General features: G+C 69.2%; 15 protein-coding genes and 3 pseudogenes. 12 read left to right on the forward strand and 6 right to left on the reverse strand.

The window, feature by feature from the left end:
- Positions 1-141: 141 nt before the first annotated feature.
- From SXIN_RS10980 to SXIN_RS10990, 3 genes are all read left to right on the forward strand, one after another.
- Positions 142-1,437 carry an alanine racemase gene (locus SXIN_RS10980; protein WP_019710314.1) on the forward strand — a complete coding sequence of 432 codons (1,296 nt, stop codon included), beginning with the start codon at positions 142-144 and terminating at the stop codon, positions 1,435-1,437.
- 454 nt (positions 1,438-1,891) lie between these two features.
- Positions 1,892-3,103, forward strand: coding sequence for a pyridoxal phosphate-dependent aminotransferase (locus SXIN_RS10985; protein ID WP_039822595.1), 1,212 nt, complete (start codon positions 1,892-1,894; stop codon positions 3,101-3,103).
- Positions 3,104-3,257: 154 nt separating this feature from the next.
- Positions 3,258-3,695: an SCO4983 family protein gene (locus SXIN_RS10990; RefSeq protein ID WP_095756930.1), complete on the forward strand. Its 438-nt coding sequence runs from the start codon at positions 3,258-3,260 to the stop codon at positions 3,693-3,695.
- A gap of 190 nt (positions 3,696-3,885) precedes the next feature.
- On the opposite strand, the gene SXIN_RS10995 is transcribed toward SXIN_RS10990, so the two are convergent.
- Complete coding sequence (locus SXIN_RS10995; RefSeq protein ID WP_039822597.1) at positions 3,886-5,691, reverse strand: phosphoenolpyruvate carboxykinase (GTP); 1,806 nt, start codon at positions 5,689-5,691, stop codon at positions 3,886-3,888.
- Between the two features lie 328 nt (positions 5,692-6,019).
- On the opposite strand from SXIN_RS10995, the gene trhA reads away from it, so the two are divergent.
- The gene (trhA, locus tag SXIN_RS11000; RefSeq protein ID WP_095756931.1) at positions 6,020-6,742 is read left to right on the forward strand and encodes a PAQR family membrane homeostasis protein TrhA; all 723 of its coding nucleotides are present in this window, start codon (positions 6,020-6,022) and stop codon (positions 6,740-6,742) included.
- A 308-nt stretch (positions 6,743-7,050) separates the two neighbouring features.
- Here the strand turns inward: trhA and SXIN_RS11005 are convergent, their stop codons facing one another.
- Entirely contained in the window at positions 7,051-9,159 is a 2,109-nt protein-coding gene (locus SXIN_RS11005; protein WP_095756932.1) for a thioredoxin domain-containing protein, read from the reverse strand.
- A gap of 231 nt (positions 9,160-9,390) precedes the next feature.
- On the opposite strand from SXIN_RS11005, the gene SXIN_RS11010 reads away from it, so the two are divergent.
- Entirely contained in the window at positions 9,391-9,957 is a 567-nt protein-coding gene (locus SXIN_RS11010) for a Uma2 family endonuclease (RefSeq protein ID WP_019710320.1), read from the forward strand.
- Positions 9,958-10,190: 233 nt separating this feature from the next.
- Here SXIN_RS11010 and SXIN_RS11015 read toward each other — a convergent pair whose 3' ends face one another.
- The 3 genes and pseudogenes from SXIN_RS11015 to SXIN_RS11030 all read right to left on the reverse strand — a co-directional run.
- A complete protein-coding gene (locus SXIN_RS11015) occupies positions 10,191-11,537 on the reverse strand; it encodes an SMODS domain-containing nucleotidyltransferase (protein WP_019710321.1) in 1,347 nt (448 codons plus the stop codon).
- Complete coding sequence (locus SXIN_RS11020; RefSeq protein WP_238153729.1) at positions 11,534-12,499, reverse strand: SAVED domain-containing protein; 966 nt, start codon at positions 12,497-12,499, stop codon at positions 11,534-11,536. The genes SXIN_RS11015 and SXIN_RS11020 overlap by 4 nt, the downstream gene beginning before the upstream one ends.
- A gap of 822 nt (positions 12,500-13,321) precedes the next feature.
- Positions 13,322-13,459 (reverse strand): annotated as a pseudogene (locus SXIN_RS11030) (DUF255 domain-containing protein); the annotation flags it as partial.
- A 209-nt stretch (positions 13,460-13,668) separates the two neighbouring features.
- Here SXIN_RS11030 and SXIN_RS11035 point away from each other — a divergent pair.
- From SXIN_RS11035 to SXIN_RS11050, 4 genes are read left to right on the forward strand one after another with little or no spacing between them, the layout of a single operon-like run.
- A complete protein-coding gene (locus tag SXIN_RS11035) occupies positions 13,669-14,391 on the forward strand; it encodes an NUDIX hydrolase (RefSeq protein ID WP_095756933.1) in 723 nt (240 codons plus the stop codon).
- The gene (locus tag SXIN_RS11040; RefSeq protein ID WP_019710325.1) at positions 14,392-15,567 is read left to right on the forward strand and encodes a 5'-methylthioadenosine/S-adenosylhomocysteine nucleosidase family protein; all 1,176 of its coding nucleotides are present in this window, start codon (positions 14,392-14,394) and stop codon (positions 15,565-15,567) included.
- Complete coding sequence (locus SXIN_RS11045) at positions 15,564-17,606, forward strand: hypothetical protein (protein WP_019710326.1); 2,043 nt, start codon at positions 15,564-15,566, stop codon at positions 17,604-17,606. Before SXIN_RS11040 ends, SXIN_RS11045 begins: the two co-directional genes overlap by 4 nt.
- A gap of 26 nt (positions 17,607-17,632) precedes the next feature.
- Complete coding sequence (locus SXIN_RS11050; protein WP_019710327.1) at positions 17,633-18,166, forward strand: hypothetical protein; 534 nt, start codon at positions 17,633-17,635, stop codon at positions 18,164-18,166.
- 513 nt (positions 18,167-18,679) lie between these two features.
- On the opposite strand, the pseudogene SXIN_RS11055 reads toward SXIN_RS11050, so the two are convergent.
- A pseudogene (locus SXIN_RS11055) lies at positions 18,680-18,844 on the reverse strand (DUF255 domain-containing protein); the annotation flags it as partial.
- An 18-nt stretch (positions 18,845-18,862) separates the two neighbouring features.
- On the opposite strand from SXIN_RS11055, the pseudogene SXIN_RS33035 reads away from it, so the two are divergent.
- From SXIN_RS33035 to SXIN_RS31240, 3 genes and pseudogenes are all read left to right on the forward strand, one after another.
- Positions 18,863-19,396 (forward strand): annotated as a pseudogene (locus SXIN_RS33035) (ricin-type beta-trefoil lectin domain protein); the annotation flags it as partial.
- 536 nt (positions 19,397-19,932) lie between these two features.
- Positions 19,933-21,327, forward strand: a complete 1,395-nt coding sequence (locus SXIN_RS11065; RefSeq protein WP_050930972.1) for a Hint domain-containing protein — start codon at positions 19,933-19,935, stop codon at positions 21,325-21,327.
- 29 nt (positions 21,328-21,356) lie between these two features.
- Entirely contained in the window at positions 21,357-22,037 is a 681-nt protein-coding gene (locus SXIN_RS31240) for a DUF6193 family natural product biosynthesis protein (protein ID WP_157916276.1), read from the forward strand.
- The last annotated feature ends 29 nt before the right edge of the window (positions 22,038-22,066 follow it).

Here is a 22,066-nt window from a genome sequence, read left to right on the forward strand (position 1 = left end):
GACCCGGGGGCGCGTCCGCCCCGCCGGGGCCTTCCGGCTCACGGCCCGGCACGGGATCCGTCACCGCGGCGCACACACCGCCGCCCTGCGGATGCGGGAGGATTCCGTAGTCCCACCCGCACCGCAGCCCGCGGAGGCCCGATGACCGCCGAGCACCCCACCGACCGTGCCGCCGCCCGCCTGGCCGGGGAACGGGTCGACCACCGTTTCAAGGGACTGCCGCCGGACGCCGCCGGCCTGACCGTCCGCGAACTGGCCGACCAGCGCCGGTCCTTGTTCAGCGGCGGCTTCACCACGCCGGTCCTGGCCCTCTCCGCCGAGGCGCTGGAGCACAATCTGGCCCTGATGGGCCGCTACGCCGCCCGGCACGGGCTGGCCCTCGCCCCGCACGGCAAGACCTCCATGGCCCCGGCCCTCTTCGAACGCCAGCTGGAGCACGGTGCCTGGGGCATCACCGCCGCCGTCCCGCACCAGGCCCGCGTCTACCGCGCGTTCGGCGTCCGCCGGATCTTCCTCGCCAACCAGCTCGTCGACCCGGCCGCCCTCCGCTGGCTCGCCGGGGAGCTCGACGCCGACCCGGAGTTCCGCTGCGTCGTGTACGCCGACTCGGTGCGCGGAGTCGAACTGATGGACGCCGCCCTGAGCGCCTGCGGTGCCACCCGGCCCGTCGAGGTGGTCATCGAACTGGGTGCCGGACAGGGGGCGCGTACCGGGGCGCGCACGGACGACGACTGCGCGGCGGTCGCCGCGGCCGTCACCGCCGCCCGCACCCTCCGCCTGACCGGCGTCGCCGGGTACGAGGGCGAGGTGCCCGGCGCGGACCCCGAGCGGGTCACGGCCTGGCTGCGCCGCCTGGTCGCCCTCGCCGGCGCGCTCGACGCGGCCGGCCACTTCGCGGACACCGAGGAGATCGTCGTCAGCGCGGGCGGCAGCGCCTGGTTCGACGCGGTCGCGCAGGTCTTCGGCGAGATCCCGGCCCTGTCCCGGCCGGTGCTCCGGCTGCTGCGCTCCGGCGCGTACGTCTCGCACGACGACGGTCACTACCGGCGCCTCACCCCCTTCAACCGGATCCCGGAGGAGGGCGCGCTGCGGCCCGCCTTCCGGCTGTGGGCGCAGGTCCTCTCCCGCCCCGAACCGGGCCAGGCGTTCCTCAACGCGGGCAAGCGGGACGCCCCCTGCGACCTGCACCTGCCGGAACCGCAGCTCGTGCGGTCCGCGCGGGACGGGGCGGAGCGGCCCGCCACCGGCCTCACGGTGACCGCCCTGTCCGACCAGCACGCCTGGCTGGACGTCGCGCGGGAGGGCCGGGCCCTGGAGGTCGGCGACTGGGTGGGGCTGGGGCTGTCGCACCCCTGCACGGTCTTCGACAAGTGGCAGCTGATCCCGGTGGTGACGGCGGACGGCACCGTCACGGACTTCGTCCGCACCTTCTTCTGACGGCGCGGTTCCGCGGCGGCGCGCTGCGGCCGGAGGCCGGCGGCGGTCCCCGTGGGGCCCGGTGTGGCACGGACGGGTGTGCGAACGCCCGTCCCGGCTCGGGGCGAACACCCGCGCGACCGGGCGTGGCGGAGCTCACACCGGCCTCCCCGCAGGCGCCCCCACCGCTCCGCAGCCGCCCGGCCCCGTCTCCCGTCCGCCTGCCCCGGCCCGCCCGGCCGCCGGCTTCCGCCTCCACTTTCGAAGCCGCGCGGACTCTTCCGGCCGGTGTTCCGCATGTGCCGGACGGCGGCCGCTTCCGCATCGAAGACGGCTGCCGAACGGTCCGTACGGCAGCTCCCCCCGGTCCGCGTCCGCCGGGCGGCGCGCGGCTCACGGGGTCCTCCGGCGGGGTGCCCCCCGCGTGGCGGAAAACACCGAGCGGCCCCACCCGGGCGGCCGTATGGTGGCGAACATGCAGGTGATCCAGTCAACGAAGCTCGCCAATGTCTGCTACGAGATCCGGGGTCCGGTTCTCGAGGAGGCCATGCGGCTGGAGGCGGCGGGTCACCGCATCCTCAAGCTCAACACCGGCAACCCGGCGCCGTTCGGCTTCGAGTGCCCGCCCGAGATCCTGGAGGACATGCTCCGGACGCTGGGCGACGCGCACGGCTACGGCGACGCGAAGGGCCTCCTCACGGCCCGGCGCGCGGTGATGCAGCACTACCAGACCAAGGGCATCGAGCTGGACGTCGAGGACATCTACCTCGGCAACGGCGCCTCCGAGCTGATCCAGATGTCGATGCAGGCGCTGCTCGACGACGGCGACGAGGTACTGGTCCCCTCCCCCGACTACCCGCTGTGGACGGCCGCCGTCTCGCTCTCCGGCGGCACGGCCGTGCACTACCGCTGCGACGAGCAGTCGGACTGGATGCCGGACCTCGCCGACATCGAGCGCAAGGTGACCGACCGCACCAAGGCGATCGTCGTCATCAACCCGAACAACCCCACGGGCGCCGTCTACGACGACGAACTGGTGCGCGGGATCGCCGAGATCGCCCGCCGCCACAACCTGATCGTCTGCTCCGACGAGATCTACGACAAGATCCTCTACGACGGCGCCACCCACACCCCCACCGCCGCTCTCGCCCCGGACCTGCTCGTCCTCACCTTCAACGGCCTGTCCAAGGCGTACCGGGTGGCGGGCTACCGCAGCGGCTGGCTGGCGGTCTGCGGGCCGAAGGAGCACGCCTCCAGCTACATGGAGGGACTGACGATCCTCGCCAATATGCGGCTGTGCGCCAACGTCCCGGCGCAGCACGCGGTGGCCGTCGCCCTCGGCGGCCGGCAGTCGATCAACGAGCTGGTGCTGCCGGGCGGCCGGCTGCTGGAGCAGCGCGACACGGCGTACGAGACGCTGACGCGGATTCCGGGCGTGAGCTGCGTCAAGCCGAAGGGCGCGCTGTACGCCTTCCCGCGGCTGGACCCCAAGGTCTACAAGATCAAGGACGACCGGCAGATGGTGCTGGACCTGCTCCGCGCCGAGAAGATCATGATCGTGCAGGGTACGGGCTTCAACTGGCCCGAGCCGGACCACTTCCGGCTGGTCACCCTCCCGTACAAGGAGGATCTGGCGGACGCCATCACCCGGATCGGGGAGTTCCTGGACGGCTACAGCCAGTTCTGAGCCCGTCGGCACCGGGCCCGTACGGCGGCCGGCGCGGGTCCGGGAGGAGCCGGCACGGGGGCGGAACCGGGTCCGCCGGGATTCCGGATGCGAACAGAGTCAACTTTAGACATAATCCAAGCTAGGATGGTCCTCTCACATGAGGAGGCCATCCATGTACGAACCGATCCGCTCCAAGTCGGTCCACGCCATGGGAGAGCCGACGCCGCTGCCCCGCCGGCCGCGCCAGGAGGAGCTGGACATCCAGCTCGCCGGGCATCTGGCCGCGCTGCTGACCGTGACCGATGAGCTGCGGGCCCTCGCCCCGGATCCGTCCCTGGACCGGGCCGCGCAGCGGCTCACCGAGCGCGTCACCCGGCTCCGCGACGGTTCCCGGCCGGCCCGCTCCGCCACCGCTCCCGCACAGGAGCGGCCGGACGCCGACCGGGTCGCGTCGCTGCACCGCCGCGCGCACACGCTCGCCGGGCGCGCCCTGGTCGTGGCCGCGTCGCGCGCGGACACCGGTGCCGCGATCCTCTCCGCCGAGCGCATGGACGCGCACGCCGCCGCCCTGGACGGCGCCGGTTCCGCCCTCTCGGGGGCGGCCCACTGACGCGCCGGGGCCGCGCCCCGCATCAGCGCCCGCGGCCCCGGCGCAACCACCGAGAACCCGATGGCCGGGTGCGGCACGAAGCCGCACCCGGCCATCGGTGCGTCCGGTCGGGACCGTCCCCCGTACCCCGCGGGCCCGCGGTCATCAGACCCGCGGTCGTCCGGCCCGCGCCGTACGGAAACCGGTGCCGTCAGCCCAGACGGCGGACGAGCGCGCGGTACTCGTCCCACATCTCCTTGGGCGTGTGGTCACCGAAGGTGCTCAGGTGCTCCGGGACCAGGGAGGCCTCGTCCCGCCAGGTGTCGAGGTCCACGCTGAGCAGGAAGTCGAGGTCCTCCTCGGCCAGGTCGAGCCCCTCGGTGTCGAGGGAACCCTTGGCCGGCAGGACGCCGATCGGCGTCTCGACGCCCTCGGCCCCGCCCTCCAGGCGCTCGACGATCCACTTGAGCACGCGGCTGTTCTCGCCGAAGCCGGGCCACACGAAGCGGCCGTCGGCGTCCTTGCGGAACCAGTTGACGTAGTAGATCTTCGGCAGCTTCTCCGCGTCCGCCCGCTGTCCGACCTTCACCCAGTGGGCCATGTAGTCGCCCATGTTGTAGCCGCAGAACGGCAGCATGGCGAACGGGTCGCGGCGCAGCTCGCCGACCTTGCCCTCGGCGGCGGCGGTCTTCTCGGAGGCGACGTTCGCACCGAGGAAGACGCCGTGCTGCCAGTCGAAGGACTCCGTCACCAGCGGCACGGCCGAGGCACGGCGGCCACCGAAGAGGATGGCCGAGATCGGCACGCCCTTCGGGTCCTCCCACTCGGGCGCGATGATCGGGCACTGGCCGGCCGGGACGGTGAAGCGGGCGTTGGGGTGCGCCGCCGGGGTCCCCGACTCCGGGGTCCAGTCGTTGCCCTTCCAGTCCGTCAGGTGCGCCGGGGGCTCCTCGGTCATGCCCTCCCACCAGACGTCACCGTCGTCGGTGAGCGCCACGTTGGTGAAGACGGCGTTGCCCCAGAGGGTCTTCATGGCGTTGGCGTTGGTGTGCTCGCCGGTGCCGGGTGCGACACCGAAGAAGCCCGCCTCCGGGTTGATCGCGTAGAGCCGGCCGTCCTCGCCGAAGCGCATCCAGGCGATGTCGTCGCCGATGGTCTCCACGGTCCAGCCGGGGATCGTGGGCTCCAGCATCGCGAGGTTGGTCTTTCCGCAGGCCGAGGGGAAGGCGGCGGCGACGTACTTGGACTCACCGCGCGGCGGGGTGAGTTTGAGGATCAGCATGTGCTCGGCGAGCCAGCCCTCGTCGCGCGCCATGACGGAGGCGATGCGCAGGGCGTAGCACTTCTTGCCGAGCAGGGCGTTGCCGCCGTAGCCGGAGCCGTAGGACCAGATCTCGCGGGACTCCGGGAAGTGCGAGATGTACTTGGTCGTGTTGCAGGGCCACGGCACGTCGGCCTCGCCCTCGGCCAGCGGGGCGCCCAGGCTGTGCACGGCCTTGACGAAGAAGCCGTCGGAGCCGAGCTCGTCGAGGACGGGCTGCCCCATCCGGGTCATGGTCCGCATGGAGACCGCGACATACGCGGAGTCGGTGATCTCGACGCCGATCGCGGACAGCGGCGAGCCGAGCGGGCCCATGCAGAACGGCACCACGTACATCGTCCGGCCGCGCATGGAGCCGCGGAAGACCCCGTCCTCACCGGTGAAGATCTCCCGCATCTCGGCGGGGTCCTTCCAGTGGTTCGTCGGGCCGGCGTCCTCCTCCTTCTCGGAGCAGATGAAGGTGCGGTCCTCGACGCGCGCCACATCGCTCGGGTCGGAGGCGGCGTGGTACGAGTTCGGCCGCTTGATCGGGTCGAGCTTGGTGAAGGTCCCCTTGGCGACCAGCTCTTCGCAGAGGCGTTCGTACTCGGCCTCGGAGCCGTCACACCACACGATCCGGTCCGGCTGGGTGATGGCGGCGATCTCGCCGACCCAGGAGACCAGTTCCTGGTGGTTGGTGGGTGGGTTGGTGGCCACGGGGGTCTGGGGGTCGCCCCCGGGAGACACAGCGCTGAGCGCCACGATCACTCCGTTCCGCCGGAACCGCGCCGCTCCGGCGTCAGATAGCGAGGGTCATACGGGCATCACTGTCCCTGATACCCGCATATGTCATTAGTTGCCCCGTGGGGGCTGCGACCCGGATGCGTCCTGTGCGCTCATCCGGTGCCGACCGCACTCATTTGATCATCCGCCTGTGCGGCTCATCTGTCCAGAGGGCAGCCCACGTGAGCATCGCCACTCGCACCCGTCGCATTCGGGCCACTCGGGCCCCCGCAAGTTACGGTCCCGTAGCTAGCATTGACCCATGACTGCCACATCCGGCGCCTCACGCGAGGCCGTGCACCACGACGACAACGCGCCCTCCGAGACCTCCGGTGTGCTCCCGCAGGACCTTTCCAAACCCGTCAAGCCGCGGCTGCGGGGCTGGCTCCACGCGGGCATGTTCCCGGCGGTCCTGATCTCCGGCGTCTTCCTGACCGCGCTGGCCGACACCGACCCCGGCCGGATCGCCTGCGCCGTCTTCACCCTCACCGCCTGCCTGCTCTTCGGGGTGAGCGCGCTCTACCACCGCGGCAACTGGGGACCGCGCGCCAACGCCGTCCTGCGCAGACTCGACCACGCGAACATCTTCCTGATCATCGCGGGCACCTACACCCCGCTCACGATCCTGCTGCTCCCCGACGGCACCCGGGAGACGCTGCTGTGGGCGATCTGGGCCGCCGCGCTGATCGGCATCGCCTTCCGCGTCTTCTGGGTGGGGGCCCCGCGGTGGCTCTACACCCCCTGCTACATCGCGATGGGGTGGGCGGCCGTCTTCTTCCTGCCCGACTTCCTGCGCGAGGGCGGGATCGCGGTGCTGCTGCTCGTGATCGCCGGCGGGCTGCTCTACAGCGCCGGCGGTGTCATCTACGCGCTCCAGCGCCCCAATCCGTCACCGCGGTTCTTCGGCTTCCACGAGGTGTTCCACTCGCTCACCCTGGCGGCCTTCGTCGCGCACTACATCGGCATCTCGCTGGTGGCGATCTGACGACGGCGGACGCCCCGCAGGGCCACCGCGGGTCGCGGTGCGGAAGCGGGGGGCGACGGCACGCCGATGGCCCCGGGTCCTCCGCGCCCGGCTGCCGACCGTCCGCCGGCCGCGCCGCGGCCCCGTAGCGGACCTCGCCGCCGGGCCGTAGCGGACGTCACCGTCGGCCCCGAGCCGGTCCCGCCGCCCCGGCCCTGTCACGCGGCCGGGGCGTCGGCGTTCCCCGGCCACCCGGAGCCCCCGGGCAGCCGCAGGCCCGGGGTGGCCCCGGGCTGGGCCCGCACCACCCGTCCCGTTCCCCCGCCGGGTCACTCCCCGGCGTCGTGGGACCCGCCGAGCCGGCCGGCGAGGGCCTCCGGCTCCGTCACCGGCGCGTCGCAGGTGAAGTGGCGGCAGACATACGCCGCCGGCCGGCCGTCCCGCAACGGGCGGTCCCGCAGCAGCGGCGGATGCTCCGCGCCGGGCTCCCCGAGCGCCACGACCGCGCCGGGCGCGGTGCCCAGCAGCGCCGTACGGTGCAGAGCGGCCGTCGCCGGATCGTCCCGCGGGCCGATGACGGCCACCTCGCGCGGTCCGTCCAGCGCCGCCTCCGCGACGGCCAGCCCCCAGCCGGTGTGCCGGGGAACGCGGGGTGCCAGCGCCCGCACCACACCGAGCGCCCCCTCCGCCGCGCTGCGGTGCTCGGCGCTGCCGGTGTACGCGGCGTACGACAGGAGCGCGCCGGCCGCGGCGGACCAGCCGGAGGGGGTGGCCTCGTCGGTCGGGTCCTGCGGGCGGCGGATCAGCCGCTCGCCGTCGTCGGCGGTGTCGTAGAGCGCGCCGTCCTCGCCCCGGAAGTGCCGCAGCACGGTGTCCAGGAGCAGCCCGGCGAACGTCACCCAGACGCCGTCACCGGTGACGGCCGAAAGGGCGAGGAAGCCTTCGGCGACATCCGCGTAGTCCTCCAGGACTCCCGCGTTGGCCCCGGCGGTGCCGTCGCGGGAGGTCCGGGCGAGCCGGCCGGTGCCGTCCATGTGGACCCGTACCAGCAGATCGGCCGCGGCGGTCGCCGCCTCGACGAGGTCGGGGCGGTCGAAGTAGGCGCCGGTCTCGGCGAGAGCCGCGATGGCGAGCCCGTTCCAGGCGGCGACCACCTTGTCGTCCCGCCCCGGCCGGGGCCTCCTGGCGCGCGCCTCGGCCAGGCGCTCGCGGATGGAGGCGATGCGGTCTGCATCGGTGAGCCCCTCCCCGGGGAGCTGGAGCACGGAGGCGCCCTCCTCGAAGGTGCCCTCCTCGGTGACCCCGAAGTATCCGGCCGCCAGCCGTGCGTCCTCCTCGCCGAGGACCTCCCGGAGCTCGGCGGGCGTCCAGACGTAGTAGGCGCCCTCGGCGTGCCGGGCGTGGCCGCCGGCGCCTCCCCCGGCACCCACGCCCTCCGCGCCGGCCGGGCCGCCCCGGCCGTCCGGTACCTCGCTGTCGGCGTCCAGCGCGGAGGCGAACCCGCCCTCGGGTGTGCGCAGTTCACGCAGCAGGAAGTCGGCGGTCTCCAGCGCCACCCGCCGGGCCAGGCCGGAGCCGGTGGCCCGCCACAGATGCGCGTAGACGCGGAGCAGCAGCGCGTTGTCGTACAGCATCTTCTCGAAGTGGGGCACCACCCAGCGCCGGTCGACGGAGTAGCGGGCGAAGCCCCCGCCGAGCTGGTCGTACAGCCCGCCGCGCGCCATGGCCTCGCAGGTGTCGGAGGCCATCTGCAGGGCGCCCTCGGAGCCGGTGCGGGCGTGGTGCCGCAGCAGGAACTCCAGCACCATCGACGGCGGGAACTTGGGGGCGCCGCCGAACCCGCCGCGGGCCGCGTCGTAGTCGCGGGTCAGGGCCAGCAGCGCGGCGTGCAGCTCCTCCTCGCCGGGCGGGCGGGCGTCCTTCCCGCCGCCGAGCGCGAGCGAGCGCGAGGAGAGTTCACCGACGATCCGCCCGGCCACCTCGCCGACCTCCTCGCGGCGGTCGCTCCAGGCAGCGTGCACCCCTTCCAGCACCTGGCGGAAGGAGGGGATGCCGTAGCGGGCCTCGGGCGGGAAGTAGGTGCCGAAGTAGAACGGCTCGGCGTCCGGCGTGAGGAAGACGGTCATCGGCCAGCCGCCCTGGCCCGTCGCCGCCTGGACGGCCTCCATGTAGACCGCGTCCACGTCCGGCCGCTCCTCGCGGTCCACCTTGACGGACACGAAGTGGGCGTTGAGATAGGCGGCGGCCTCCGGGTCCTCGAAGGACTCGCGGGCCATCACATGGCACCAGTGGCACGCCGAGTAGCCGACCGACAGCAGAACGGGTACATCGCGCCGCCGCGCTTCCTCGAAAGCCTCCTGCTCCCAGGGCCACCAGTCGACCGGATTCTCGGCATGCTGCAGCAGATAAGGCGAGGTCACGCCAGCCAACCGGTTCATACGACCCAGCCTCTCACGCCGACGCGGCCCTGCCGGTTCGGCCCGCAAGCCCCCGCACTACTTGGCCGATTTGCACTCATGCGCCATCACGTGGTGAATGCGGATCGCCCCTTTTGCGCCCAGGTCGCCCTGCGGACGCTGAAGGTTCTGCCCCGGCCCAAAGCCGGTGCCCGACTGGAAGTGGGCAGTACGCTGAGTCGAGCAGCACCGCGTCCTCGAAGGAGGTACTTCATGACCGCCGAGATGGTGGCGCCCGCGTGGATGCACACGCAGATCAGCGCGGAACAGTACGACTCCTGGTCCGAGGAGCAGTGCGCCGGCATCGAGATCGTGGACGGGATGGTCGTCGTGAGCCCGAGCGCCTCCAAGCGGCACAACCGGCTGGCTCGGCTCTTGGCCAATGCCCTGGACGCCGCCGCGGGCCCGGACTGGAACGCCGACACGGACTTCGACGTCCGCCTGCAGGACGTTCCACTCACCAACCGCCGACCGGACGTCACCGTCTACCGGGCGGAGACCATCGACCTCACGCCCACCCGCCCCGAGCACGTACTCCTGGTCGTCGAAGTCGTGTCGCCCGGTTCGGAGACCACCGACCGGATCGTGAAGGTGGACCAGTACGCCAAAGCCGGCATCCCCTTCTACTGGCGCATCGAGCAGTCCGCCACCGGCGTTCCGATCGTCTACACCTACGTCCTCGACCCAGCCACCAGGGCCTACCGGGACGGCGAGGTGTTCACCGGCACCGTGAAGGCCACCGCGCCATTCCCTGTCACGGTCGACCTCGGGGCCCTGTGAGCAACGAGGATTCGCCCGCGCCCTCGGCGCCTCCGACGCCCTGTGGGCTGAGACATGTCCGCAACCGGGGACCTCTGGGCATCGGCCCCCAGCTCGGCCCGGACCCGTCGTCGGCGGTCCGGAGGGAAGCTGGACAGCTTCAACCAGGTGCCGACCTGTGCGTTCTCGCCGGGGACGAGCCGCGTGGGGAGCCACCCCCGCTTCATGCCCGTCACCCTGATGGCGTGGCGTCGTCAGCGGATCACTACGTCGTGATGATCACTGGCGACGACCTTGCCGTCCTTGACGATCCATACCTCCACGTAATGCCGACCCCGATACCTGGTGCGCTCATGGATCCGTGGTCCGCGCCCTGGCGTGATCTGACCACGTAAGCCGTGGGCATTCTCGGCGTCCGGTCCGTAGTTGCGGACCTTCCACCAGATGTCGTATGGCTGCGGGGCGTCGGTGCTCACCGTGAAGTACATGTCCCGGCCGACGGGGGCGAAGCCGGTACGGCGCAGGTCCGCGGATCCGGTGCCGATGGGGTTCGCGACACGGGCTTCGATCCGGGCCCAGCGTCCACCCGCCCACTGCACACCCATCTCCTCGATGAACCTCTCCGACGGCGCCCGGGTGACCCCTTCCGCCGAGGTCGGCTGCCCGGCCTTGGCGAGGGAGGCCGCTGCCGTCGTGGCGGGTGACCTGAACCCGTCACCGAAGAGTTGCTGCCAGAGCTTGACGCTCTTGTCCTTGTCCTGCTCGTCCAGGGCCCTACGCATCCGGGTCGCATACGACTGAATGTGCTTGGCGAAGTTGGCGTACCGGTCCTGGTCCCAGCGGTGGTTGAAGCTGGTCTGCGGGCAACTCGGGTCGACGATCACGGGCATTAGTGGGTTGAGGGCCAGCCACGCGGCGAGGTCCTCGATGAGGTCGACCAGAGTGGTGGGCACCCCGCTGTAGCGGTTGCCCGTGTCGTAGACCTGGACCCGTTCGCCGAGCAAGGCTGTCAGGATCACCGAGGGGATGCGGAAGGTGTCCTTGGAGTCCCGCAGGTACTTCACCAGGCGAATCACCTTGCGCAGGTTGCCGCCGGTCAGCGAGTCCTTCTCCTTCATCCACGCGGTGTAGCCCTCGGGGTTGGTCTCCTCGAACTCCTCTACCTCCGAGTTGACGATCACCTGCCGACCGTCGGGCAGGATGAGGTGGGGGACGATGTCGACGTGGCAGTCGCCCGCATAGTTGATCCGCACGCAGCGGTTTTTCTTCACTACCATCGACTTGTAAGTGTTGCTGCGTTTGAGCGCGGCGAACAGGGTGTTCAGGTACTCCGACGGCGTCGTTTCCCATGCCTCAACGACGGTCAGGTTGAGCAGGAAGTCGGCGTCGAACTCGTCGTTCTTGCCGGCCACTGGCTTGATGATGGTGCGATGGGCCCAGGAGCCTTGTCTGGTGGTACCGAGGATCAGTGGGCCGATAACCGAGTCGCTGGCCAGGAAGTTCAAGATGGCCGTCACCCGGGTGTCCAGCTGATCCAGCCTGGTCTGGTTGAGGTTGACCGTCCCCTTGAGCAGGGTGTCGAAGTGCCCGTTCAGTTTCACTTGATCTCCAGCGCAGGGCGGTAGCCGCCGTCGGTGCGGTCGTAGATCGTCAGACTGGGGTGGACCTGGCGGTCGTGGACACGGCCCAGACTCACTGCGGCGGACAGCGGTACAGCGGGCAGGATGTGCAGGCGGCGGATGGCCTTCGCGTTCGCCTCGATGTCGGCGAACAGGGCACAAAGGTTCTCTTGAAAGCGGGCGAGGCTGTCGTGGTGGCGCATGATGTCCGGGGCAGCCGCCGCGTCCGCCGGACTGATCCGGTAGCGCCGCAGCCCGGCCAGCTGAGGGGGCAGTTCCCCGGGCTGGATGGTGCCGGAGATGTTGAGCACCAGGACGGCTTCGTCAGCGGGCGGCACGTCCAAGTCGAGGTGGGTCGCGAAGGCGACGGCCGGTCCGTCCTCGCTCCATGTCCAGGTCTCATCGTGGCGGTGGCGCTGGTAGATATCGGTGGGCACCGTGTCATCCAGACGCGATCCCAGGTAGACGAGGAGCGGGATGCGGGCGAATCCGAAGACGCTGAGATGGGCCACCTGGTCGCGGGAGATGCCCTCGTTGAGCTTGTTGTCGACCACGTTGTCGATCACGGCCTTCGCCTGGCTGTAGTACTCGCCGTTGGTCCCGTCCTCCCCGGGAACGTCGCGGAGGTCGATCGTGGCTTCGCCCAGTACATGGCGGAGCTCGATCTCAATTCCATGGCGGGAGTAGGACTCCAGGAAGAGAGGGACGCGGTCGCCCGAGATGAGGACGGTGGACGAGGCTGTCTGTCGGGTCAGTTCGACTTGCTGCCCCCGGACCTGACCGATCATCCGCAGCACAGTGGTCGTACGGTCTGGTGCGATGCCGGTGACGTGCTTGATCCGGTCTTCGTGGGCGTGCTTGAGCGCGAGCAGCTTCTCGACGGTGAAGACGTCGAGGTTCTCCGGCGCGTCGATCTCGTCGTGCTCGTCGGCGCAGACCAGCATCACGTTGTCCGCGGTGTCGCGCTCGACGAGATCGTTTTGCCCCCGGGGAGAGCCCGCTGTGTTCTGCTGGCCGACAATGTGGGCGAGCTCGCCGAGGCGGATGGTCTTGTTGGCCAGAGCCCCATCCAGAAGGTAGCGGTTGCAGATCGCGCATCGGCCCCCGCTGCGGACCCAGACCTCGAACCTGACCGGCTGGGGCAGGGACTTCCGCTTATAGCCGCTCTTCTTCGTCGCCAACTGAACCTCGCAGGACGCCAAGGCGCTTGCAGGGCAGGGACTCCTGCGCCGTGAGAGAACGGTACGCCCCTGGTCTGACACTTCGCGCGACCTCGCATGCCGCAACTCCAGGCACGCCCGCCTCGTGCTGCTGGGGTCGGGGCTACGTTGTGGACCGGACCAGTAGCGGGCCAGCCGGATGAGACCGCCGAGACGCCACCGGTGGCCACCAGGCGGTCGGGACGGCCTCTACGGCCAGCTGCGGCTTCCGCAGATCAACACGCGTGGCTCCCCAAGTCCGCACCCATTCCCTCTGCGTGCGTGGCCAGTTGAAGACGAGTGCGCAGAAGCCGTTGCGGATGCTGGTCAGCGACTCGTAGTCGCGGGTGCAGTAGAGCTTGTTGGTCAGCAAGAGGGCCCAGGTCCCGAGTTTGGGCGGGATGCACATGCCAGTGCCGATGAAGCCGCAGTGCACCCAGATACGGTCGGCCGCCCCGGCGCCTGGGTCTACCCCGGCCGCGCCGTAGCTGATCACCCTCGGCGCACCCGCCCTGTAGTCCTGACTGCCTGGCCACTCACATGCCCTGCCGCTAGTGACAAGCAGAAGTATCCAACTGGCAGCAGAACGGGAACATCGTGCCGTTTCGCTTCCTCGAATGCCTCGGGTCCCCACGGCCACCAGGCGACCGGGTTGTCAGCGTGCTGAAGCCGATATGGCGAGGTCGCACTAGCCAACCGGTTCATGCGGGTCAGCCTCCCACAGGGTCTGACGCGAGCACCGAAACCCGCCCGAGCCCGCCACGCTCGGCCGGGTCTGGGGTCCCACTGCCCCGGAACTGCTGGCTGGACCGTCGGCCATTCAGCCACGCCAGGGCCCTTGGGGACGAGTGGTGCGTCGATCGCGCCGCCCGACTTCTTGTGCAAGTGACAGTATCTGAAGTACCTTGCAAACCATGCCACCTGACGCATGGTCACCACCCTCTGTCCTGCTGACAGTCGATCTCGTGATTCTGACGATGCGGGAGAGTCGTCTGCACGTGCTCTTGGTGGAACGGGGCGAAGAACCCTTCCAGGGCGCCCTCGCGCTGCCGGGAGGATTTCTGAACCACGATGACGAGGAGATCCTCGACGCCGCCCACCGCGAGCTGAGCGAGGAAACGGCACTGAACTCCGGCTGGGTGCACCTTGAGCAACTGGCCGTGTACGGAAGTCCGGGCCGCGACCCGCGGGGACGAGTCGTCTCCGTAGCTCACCTGGCGATCGCACCGGGGCTGCCCGATCCCGTCGCGGGGACGGATGCCACCGAGGCCGCGTGGATTCCCGCGGACGCCGTCCTGTCCGGCGAGACCGCTCTCGCGTTCGACCACCGTCGCATCGCCGAAGACGGGATCGAACGCGCGCGCGCCAAGATCGAGTTTTCGGCGCTGGCCACCGCTTTCTGCGGGGAGAGCTTCACCATCGCGGAGCTCCAGCAGGTGTACGAGGCCGTCTGGGGCACTCCGCTCGACACCCGCAACTTCTACCGGAAGGTCCAGGCCGCGAAGGGATTCATCGTTCCCACCGGCGCGGACCGCAAGGCCACAGGGGGGCGGCCCGCGCGGCTGTACCGGGCCGGGCCGAACACCGTGCTGTTCCCACCGCTGATCCGACCCCACACGACAGGGGAAGAGGAGTAGATGTCGAAAGACCTGGTGGTGATTCTCACCGCCCTCAATCTTGAGTATCAGTCCGTGCGCGAGAGGCTGGTGGATCTTCGATTACATCTCCACAAGAGTGGTACCCGGTTCGAAGTGGGCGTCGTGAAGGGCACGTCGTGCCGTGTCGCGCTCGGGCTGACGAGCAAGGGAAACCAGTCCTCCGCGGTGATCGCGGAACGCGCGATCCAGGAGTTCTCGCCCGTGGCCGTGCTGTTCGTCGGGGTCGCCGGCGCCCTGTGGGATGCCACGAGGCTGGGTGATGTGGTGGTGGCGTCGCATGTGTACGCCTACCACGGCGGCACCAGCGAGGACGATGGGCTCAAAGCCCGCCCTCGGGTGTGGGAAGCGCCGCACGGCATCAGCCAGCTCGCCTCGCACCTGGCCCGTCTGGACGAGTGGGCGGATCCCCCGCCTGGTCACGAGGACCGACCGCAGGTGCGTTTCGGGGCTGTCGCCGCCGGCGAGATCGTCCAGAACTCGAGGATCTCGGCCGAGGCGAAGTGGATCCGGCAGCACTACAACGATGCGCTCGCCATCGAGATGGAGGCCGCCGGTGTGGCCCAGGCCGGCCATCTCAGCGGAGCTCCCGTGGCGATCGTCCGGGGAATAAGCGACCGGGCGGACGGCACGAAGAACAGTTCGGACGACCGCAACTGGCAGCCTCGGGCCGCGGCGAACGCGGCGGCTTTCGCCGTCCGCCTGGCAGTGGAACTGGTGAACGAGCAGGGGGAGTCCGCCATGCAGTCCGCAATGGCCCAGGACGATAGGGACCGTTCGGTCGAGCGATTAGACCGGGGGGTCATCAACACCGCTCACAACAGCACCGTCGGCATCATGGCCAGCTCGGTCACGGGCAGCAGTGTCCACATGGGCACGGCCCCGAAGGCATCCGGTCCGACGGACCTGGTCACGGAGCTGAACGGGTTCCGCGACCAGCTGAGGTGGCACCGCGCCGAGGGCGTGCTCGACGAGGACAGTTACCAGGCGGCCCTGACTGATCTGGAATCCTCCCTCCGGTCGGCCGGAGAGCGTGTCCCTGGGTCGTCGAAGCAGACCGTCCTTGCGCTCAAGAGGCTGCGTGGACTGGTCGCGGAATGCCCCGCGCTGGTAGCCGCGTTGGCACCCCTGGTCGCTGCGGCCGGTGGCCTGGCATGAGCCGCGACGACAGTGCCGCGTACAGCTCGGATTCGTACAACTCGGCCGCATACTCCACCGTCGGGATTCAGGCCGAGACCGTCCACGACTCCCACGTCTACATCGTCCACCCGGACGCCTCGCCGCAGGAGAAGTACCGGGTCGGCGTGCGACTCCTGGAGGACGGCGTCCCCAGTCGCGCCCGGGAAATGATCACTGATGCGATCGCCCACGGCCACGACGGCACGGAGGTGCGCTTCCATTGGGTGCTGGCCATGCTCAGCGCACGTACCCACCACGACCTGAGCGACGAAGAGGTTCAGCGGCTGCGCTACACCGCCGGGCGCGTGCGGGACTACGCCGAGGACGAGTGGACGGAAGCCCTACGCGTCACCTTCGACCTGTTGGCGGCGCTCAGCACGGCCGGCAGCGAGACCGGACCCGTGCTGAAGCAGTTGCAGGACCTGCCGCACCGCCAGCACGACGCGATCCTCCGCCACCTCGACCTCATGCTCACCGGAGGCCTGAAGGACTACCTGTGGGCGGAAACCCTTGAACGGGCCAAGGCAGAACGCTTCGCCAACGACCGGGGCCAGCGGGTCTGGACCTACTTCGCACCCACCCCCATCGGGGCACGGGCCGTTCCGCCCCGCCCGAGCACCGCTGCCGCCGCCAAGGCGGCCCTCCCCCTCCGCGCAATCCTGTTCGTCGTCAGCAGTGCGCTCCTCTGGGCCCTGGCACTGATCACGGATCCGGCCCAGGCGATCGTCGAGTTACCGGTGGCACTCGGCGCGGGCCTGACCGCGGCCCGCTTCGGCGTCCGGTGGTGGGGTCGGTGGCCCGGGCCGGGCCTCGCGGCCGGGGCGCGCGTCCCCCACCCACGCGATCCTGCCTCCGACTCCGCACCCGGCCCGGACTCCGGACCCGACTCCGGCCCGGACTCCGCCAAGGGTAGGTTCACCAAGCGCGTCCGCCATTCGTTCGATCACTACTTCAGCAGGCGCAGGCCCCACGGGTTCACCTCGGACACCTGGCTCGCCCACACGGATCAGATCCGCAGCGGCCTCGCCGCCGAGATCGCGGATCTCTACCGGGAGAGCCGGATCGGTGTGGAGCGGGTCGAATGGCTGATCCGGTACCTCGCCGAGGATGCCCGGAATCGCTACAACAGCGGCACCCTGTTCGATCAGCACCACCAGGACCGGACTCCGGGCAGGACGAAGGCCCTGACCGTGGCAGCCCTCGCCGTTCTCGGCACGGCGGCTCTGGCCGCGTTCGCCACGGCGGTCACCAATGCCGCCCAGCAGCAGGTTCTGTGGGCGTTCCTGGCCGTGCTCGGTGCGGCCTGGTCCGGGCATGCAGCCGCTTCCCGTTGGCTGGAGGTCCGGCGTGAGGAGCACCGACTGGACCGGGAGAATCGGGAGTACCTGGAACAACTGGCCGCACGGCAGAGCGCCTACCAGCGCTGGCAGTCCTTCCTGGACGACAAGCGGCCCAGCGAACAGGAGATGGAGACTTGGCTCGCCTGCGACAAGACGTCGTTCGTCGACGAGGCGCTCCAACACCACCGGCTCACCTGGCGCGACCTGATCACTCACACCATCCTGGTGGCCCCGGCTCCCTCCTACAAACGGGGTCGGGTCCGCGGCGGCCCATGGCGGTACTCGCACTACGTCTTCCGACTGTTCCTGTTCACCCAGGACGGCATCCGCGAGATCAGCTCCGAGTTCGACTTCTCCGACGCGACGCGCAGGAACGAGCAGCGGAACAACTACCGGTTCGACGCCCTGACCTCCGTGCAGGTGACGGAGAACGCCGACGTGGGCTACGACCTGGAGCTTCTCCTCGCCAACGGACCAGCCAGGAAGATCCGCGTCAAGGACGCCGAAGCCCGTCAGCTGGCGCCGACCGAGGATCCCCAGGAAATCTCCGAGATCAGCCTCAGCGCGGCCGGCTCCACCCACACCTTCCGCCTCCTGGAGGGGATAGCGGCGGACGGGAAGAGCTGGATCGAACGGCACGGCCCCGACAGCCTGGCGCCCTTCCAGATCGCTGGCTGATCCTGAACTCGAGCCGAGGAGCACCTGTGACCTGCACGGACGACGTCACCGAGAGCCAGGTCCTGCTTGCCGAGTACGACCGTCTCAAGGAGGAACAGAAGACCCGCATAGGGTTTCGCGACAACCTGCTCTACTTCACGCTCGCCGCAGCCACCGCGGTCGTGGCGATCACCGCCCAGAGCGGACAGTCCCGGCTGCTGCTCTTCGTTCCGGCGATCTGTCTGATCCTGGGCTGGACCTACCTGGCCAACGACGAGAAGATCTCGGCGATCGGCGACTATGTCCGCGACCGGCTGGGACCCCGCCTGGGGGAGCTCACTTCCGCCGACGGCGCGGTGTTCGGCTGGGAGGTCTACCACCGCGACGTCGCGGGCCACACCGTGCGCAAGCGGCTTCAGAGCGCAGTGGACCTGTTCACGTACCTGGTCCTGCCCATGGTCTGCACGACCGCGTTCTGGTGCTCTCCCGTCGTTCAGCCCCTGCTCCTGCTCGCGTCTCTCGGACAGACGCTCGCCCTGGCCGTACTGGGCTTACAGTTCCTGCGCCGTACGGAGCGGTAGCACCACAGGCCTCGACAGGAACGCGTACGGCACCCCCGGCCGCGGGGCGCGAGTCGAACTCCGCCGTAGAGTCAGCAGGCGTCGGGCTCGCGGACCAGCCGAGCAGTAGGTCCTGGCAAGCGACAACAGCGTCGGGATAGGAAATGAAGCGTTCCCGGGGGATGCCGAGGCTGCCTCGGATCGACCAATAGGACGTGTGTGGGAAACGGGGCACCTTACGCAGACCCGACTCCTTGTATCGCTTCGCTGGCGCGTGCGGCACATGCTCTGCGGCCAGCACCCACGTCAAACGTGCGAGGCGTTTCCGGACTCAAGCCATCTCTACTCGCCGGCAGCGAGAGTGCCTCCCTCCAGGTGCTGGCGGATGCTGACGTACTGCTCGGGCGTCCACTTGGGAAAGGCCGCTAACTGATCTTCGACCCAGCGCCTACGTCTCCATCTAGCCGCTTACCGAACGTGTCCATACTGGCCACTTCTTGGAAACGTCCCAGGTCAGAACTACCTGGTGGTTCACATACACTGGCACCAACGGCACGCCGAGTAGCCGATCGACAGCAGAGCGTGTACATCGCGCCGCCGCGCTTCCTCGAAGGCCTCCGGTTCCCAGGGCCACCAGTCGACCGGATTCTCGGCATGCTGCAGCAAATAAGGCGAGGTCGCGCCAGCCAGCCTGTTCATGCGATCCAGCCTCTCAAGATGCTCAACCCTGCCGGCGAGTCCCGTGCGGCTCTGTTCCGCTTCGGCCGAGCCGCACTGGCGTGCCAGGCCGCCTCGGGTTCCGGTGCATTCGTCAACACTCCCTCGGGGCGGTGCGCGGACCTGCAGTCCTCCTCACTGACCGACGGCACACCGCTGCAGGTGTGGGCGTGCAACGGCACCAAGGCCCAGAAGCTGAGGATCGATCCCGCTTCCGAGAGCACCCCGGCCACCGGGGCGCTGAAGGTGCTGGGCCGCTGCATCATGCCGCTGGACGGAGCGAGCGCCGCCGGCACGGCCGTAGTGGCCGAGGACTGCACCGGGGCCGCGGACCAGAAGTGGACCGCCACCTCCGCCGGCACACTCAAGCACGTCGCCTCCGGCCTGTGCGCGGCCCTGCCCGGCGGCAGCACCGCCTACGGGACCGACATGGAGCTGGCCGCGTGCGACGGCACGAACGGGCAGGTGTGGGAACCGGCCGACGAGACCCGCTACATCTACGGCCCCACCGGCGAGCGCCTGCTGTCGGTCTCGGGTGGTGAGCGTGTGCTCCACCTGGGCGACACCACCGTGGCCACCACCGCGTCCGGCGGCCCGGCCTACACCGAGCGGTACTACTCCCAGCCCGGCGCGTCCACGGTGATGCGCTACGACGCCAACAACACCACTGACGTGCTGTCGGTCCAGGTTGCCGATCAGAACGGCACCGCCTACGCCGATATCGACCTCGCCCAGGGCAACCGGGTGAAGTTCTCCCGTACCACTCCCTACGGCACTTCTCGTACCGAGCATGCCGGCTGGCGCTCTCACCGTGACTATGTGGGTGGCACCGACGATGCGGCCACCGGCCTCGTTCACCTGGGGCCCGCGAGTACGACCCGGCCACCGGGCGGTTCCTGTCAGCCGATCCCCTCGTCGACCTGGGCGACCCCGTCCAGCTCAACGGCTACACCTACAGCGAGAACAACCCCGTCACTTACGCAGACCCCTCCGGGCTGTCCTCCGGGATCTCCGCCGACGACTTCTACGACGGCCCTTCCGACAGCGCGGTCGCCGGTGCGAACGCGACCATGAACCGCACGCTCACCGACGTGATCCGCTCGGTGGGCTGGGCGGTCCTGAAGGAGTTCATCGGCTGGAACGACATGGTCGGCTGCTTCTCCCGCGGTGACCTGTGGGCCTGCGGCAGCCTGATCTTGGACGCCATCCCCTGGACCTCCGTCATCTCCAAGGGCAAGAAGATCCTGCGGGCCATCTCCGCGATCTCCTCGGCCATCAGCGCCTGGCAGAAAGCCCAGGAACGCGCCCGCAAGATCATCGCAGCGGCCAAGGCCGCCTGGGCGGCCGCCGAGAAGGCCGCGGCCGCAGCCAAGGCCGCCGCGAAACGAGCAGCACAAGCCGCCAAGAAGAGAGCTGCCGCTGCGAAGGCCGCAGCGACAAGAGCCGCGAAACGCCAGCAGAAGAACACGGGCAACGCAGTCCAGAAAACCGCCCGTTCCAACGTCCAGAAAACCGCCGCCGGCAAGAAGAGCACCACCGCCAGCAAACAGTCCAAAGGCGGAGGGAACGGCACCAGCAGCAAGGAAACCGACCGGGGCGAACCCGCCGCCTGCACGGTCAACAGCTTCGTCCCCGGCACCAAGGTCCTCATGGCCGACGGCACCGCCAAACCCATCGAGGACGTCGACAACGGCGACACCGTCCAGGCCACCGACCCCGAAACCGGCGACACCACCACCCAGACCGTCACCGCCGAGATCAAGGGCGAAGGCCTCAAACACCTCGTCAGCATCACCATCGACACCGACGGCGAGAAGGGCACCGGAACGGCAACCGTCACAGCCACCGACGGCCACCCCTTCTGGGTCCCCGAACTCCACGACTGGATCGACGCCACCGACCTCACACCGAGCCAATGGCTCCGCACCAGCGCCGGCACCCACGTCCAAATCACCGCAGTCAAACGCCGGACCACCACCTCCGCCACCGTCCACAACCTCACCGTCACCAACACCCACACGTACTATGTGCTGGCGGGGGCTACGCCGGTACTCGCTCACAACTGCAACGTGGCGCTGGGGCAGAAGGCGGAAGGCACCTATTCGTGGGCGGACAGCAATGGGTTCAAGCACTTTGGTGGCTATGCCCCTGACGCATGGCAGGGCCCAGTGGAGAACGCGATCCGGGACTCGTCGGTGACGCTTCACGTAAATCTCCGCGGCTTGGGCAACTTCACTGAATCGGCGAAAGCCGGGCTCCAGCCAGGAGCGTACGCCACTGATATGGAGATGGGCTGGATCGCCAGAGCTGTCGCTAATGGCGAACGGTCATGGCCCTCCGTCAACTTCTACCGATCGAACGCGAAGGGGGCCCTTGAAAGAGTCGATGTCGCGGAACCAGATTGGGCTAATTTCGGTAGGCTCCGGCCCTTCATATCGGATGCAGGGAAGTTCCGTGGCTGCTAGTAAAACGAACCGAAGAGGGGCTCACGAGCATGGACGCGCTTGACTCTGGTCTCTACCCAGACCTCTTCGCTGCGGGCGGCCTCATCTCGACGATGGAGCTAGTGTCGGAGGAGAAGAATCTCGACCTAGGGCAGCTCTACAGTCACTACGCATCGGGACCTGGCCTGCTAACCACGGCTGAGCTGGATTCGAGTCGCGGAAGGGCCTCTGTTCAGCTCGGCAGCCAAAGCAGGACCTTCTACGTGGCAATCCAGGGGCAGGGGTTCACATGGGCTGAGGGCGCCACTGATGATCTAGACGATCTGATTGAGGCATTGGCTGCCTGGCGGGATGGTATTTCGGTGGATGACTTCGCTGGAAGGTTCCCATTCATGATGCCGGGGCGGCTGGCGAGAACCCACGAGTCGGGAGACTCGGTATCCGCTCAGTGGAAATGGTTGCGGACTGCTGAGGAATTCTCCGAGGAGCGCCCGCTAGTGGAAGCGGCCTACGCAGATGGTCGGTTCGGCTATTTCTTCCCAACTCTCAGTCATGGAACGCTACGGCTTAGATCGATGCGCCGACAGCGAGAGGCCCAGGAAGTAAGCATTACTCCACTTTCTGGAGGTTCCTACCGTGTGGAGAATCCTCGATTGCTCGACCCGACGGTCGTAGATTCTTTGAGGGAGGCTCTTAATGTGGCTTCTGAAGCTCTCACGAGTAACGAATGACACGTTCACTTCAGTAAATGAGGAACCCC

This window comes from Streptomyces xinghaiensis S187 (assembly GCF_000220705.2).
Lineage (GTDB): Bacteria > Actinomycetota > Actinomycetes > Streptomycetales > Streptomycetaceae > Streptomyces > Streptomyces xinghaiensis.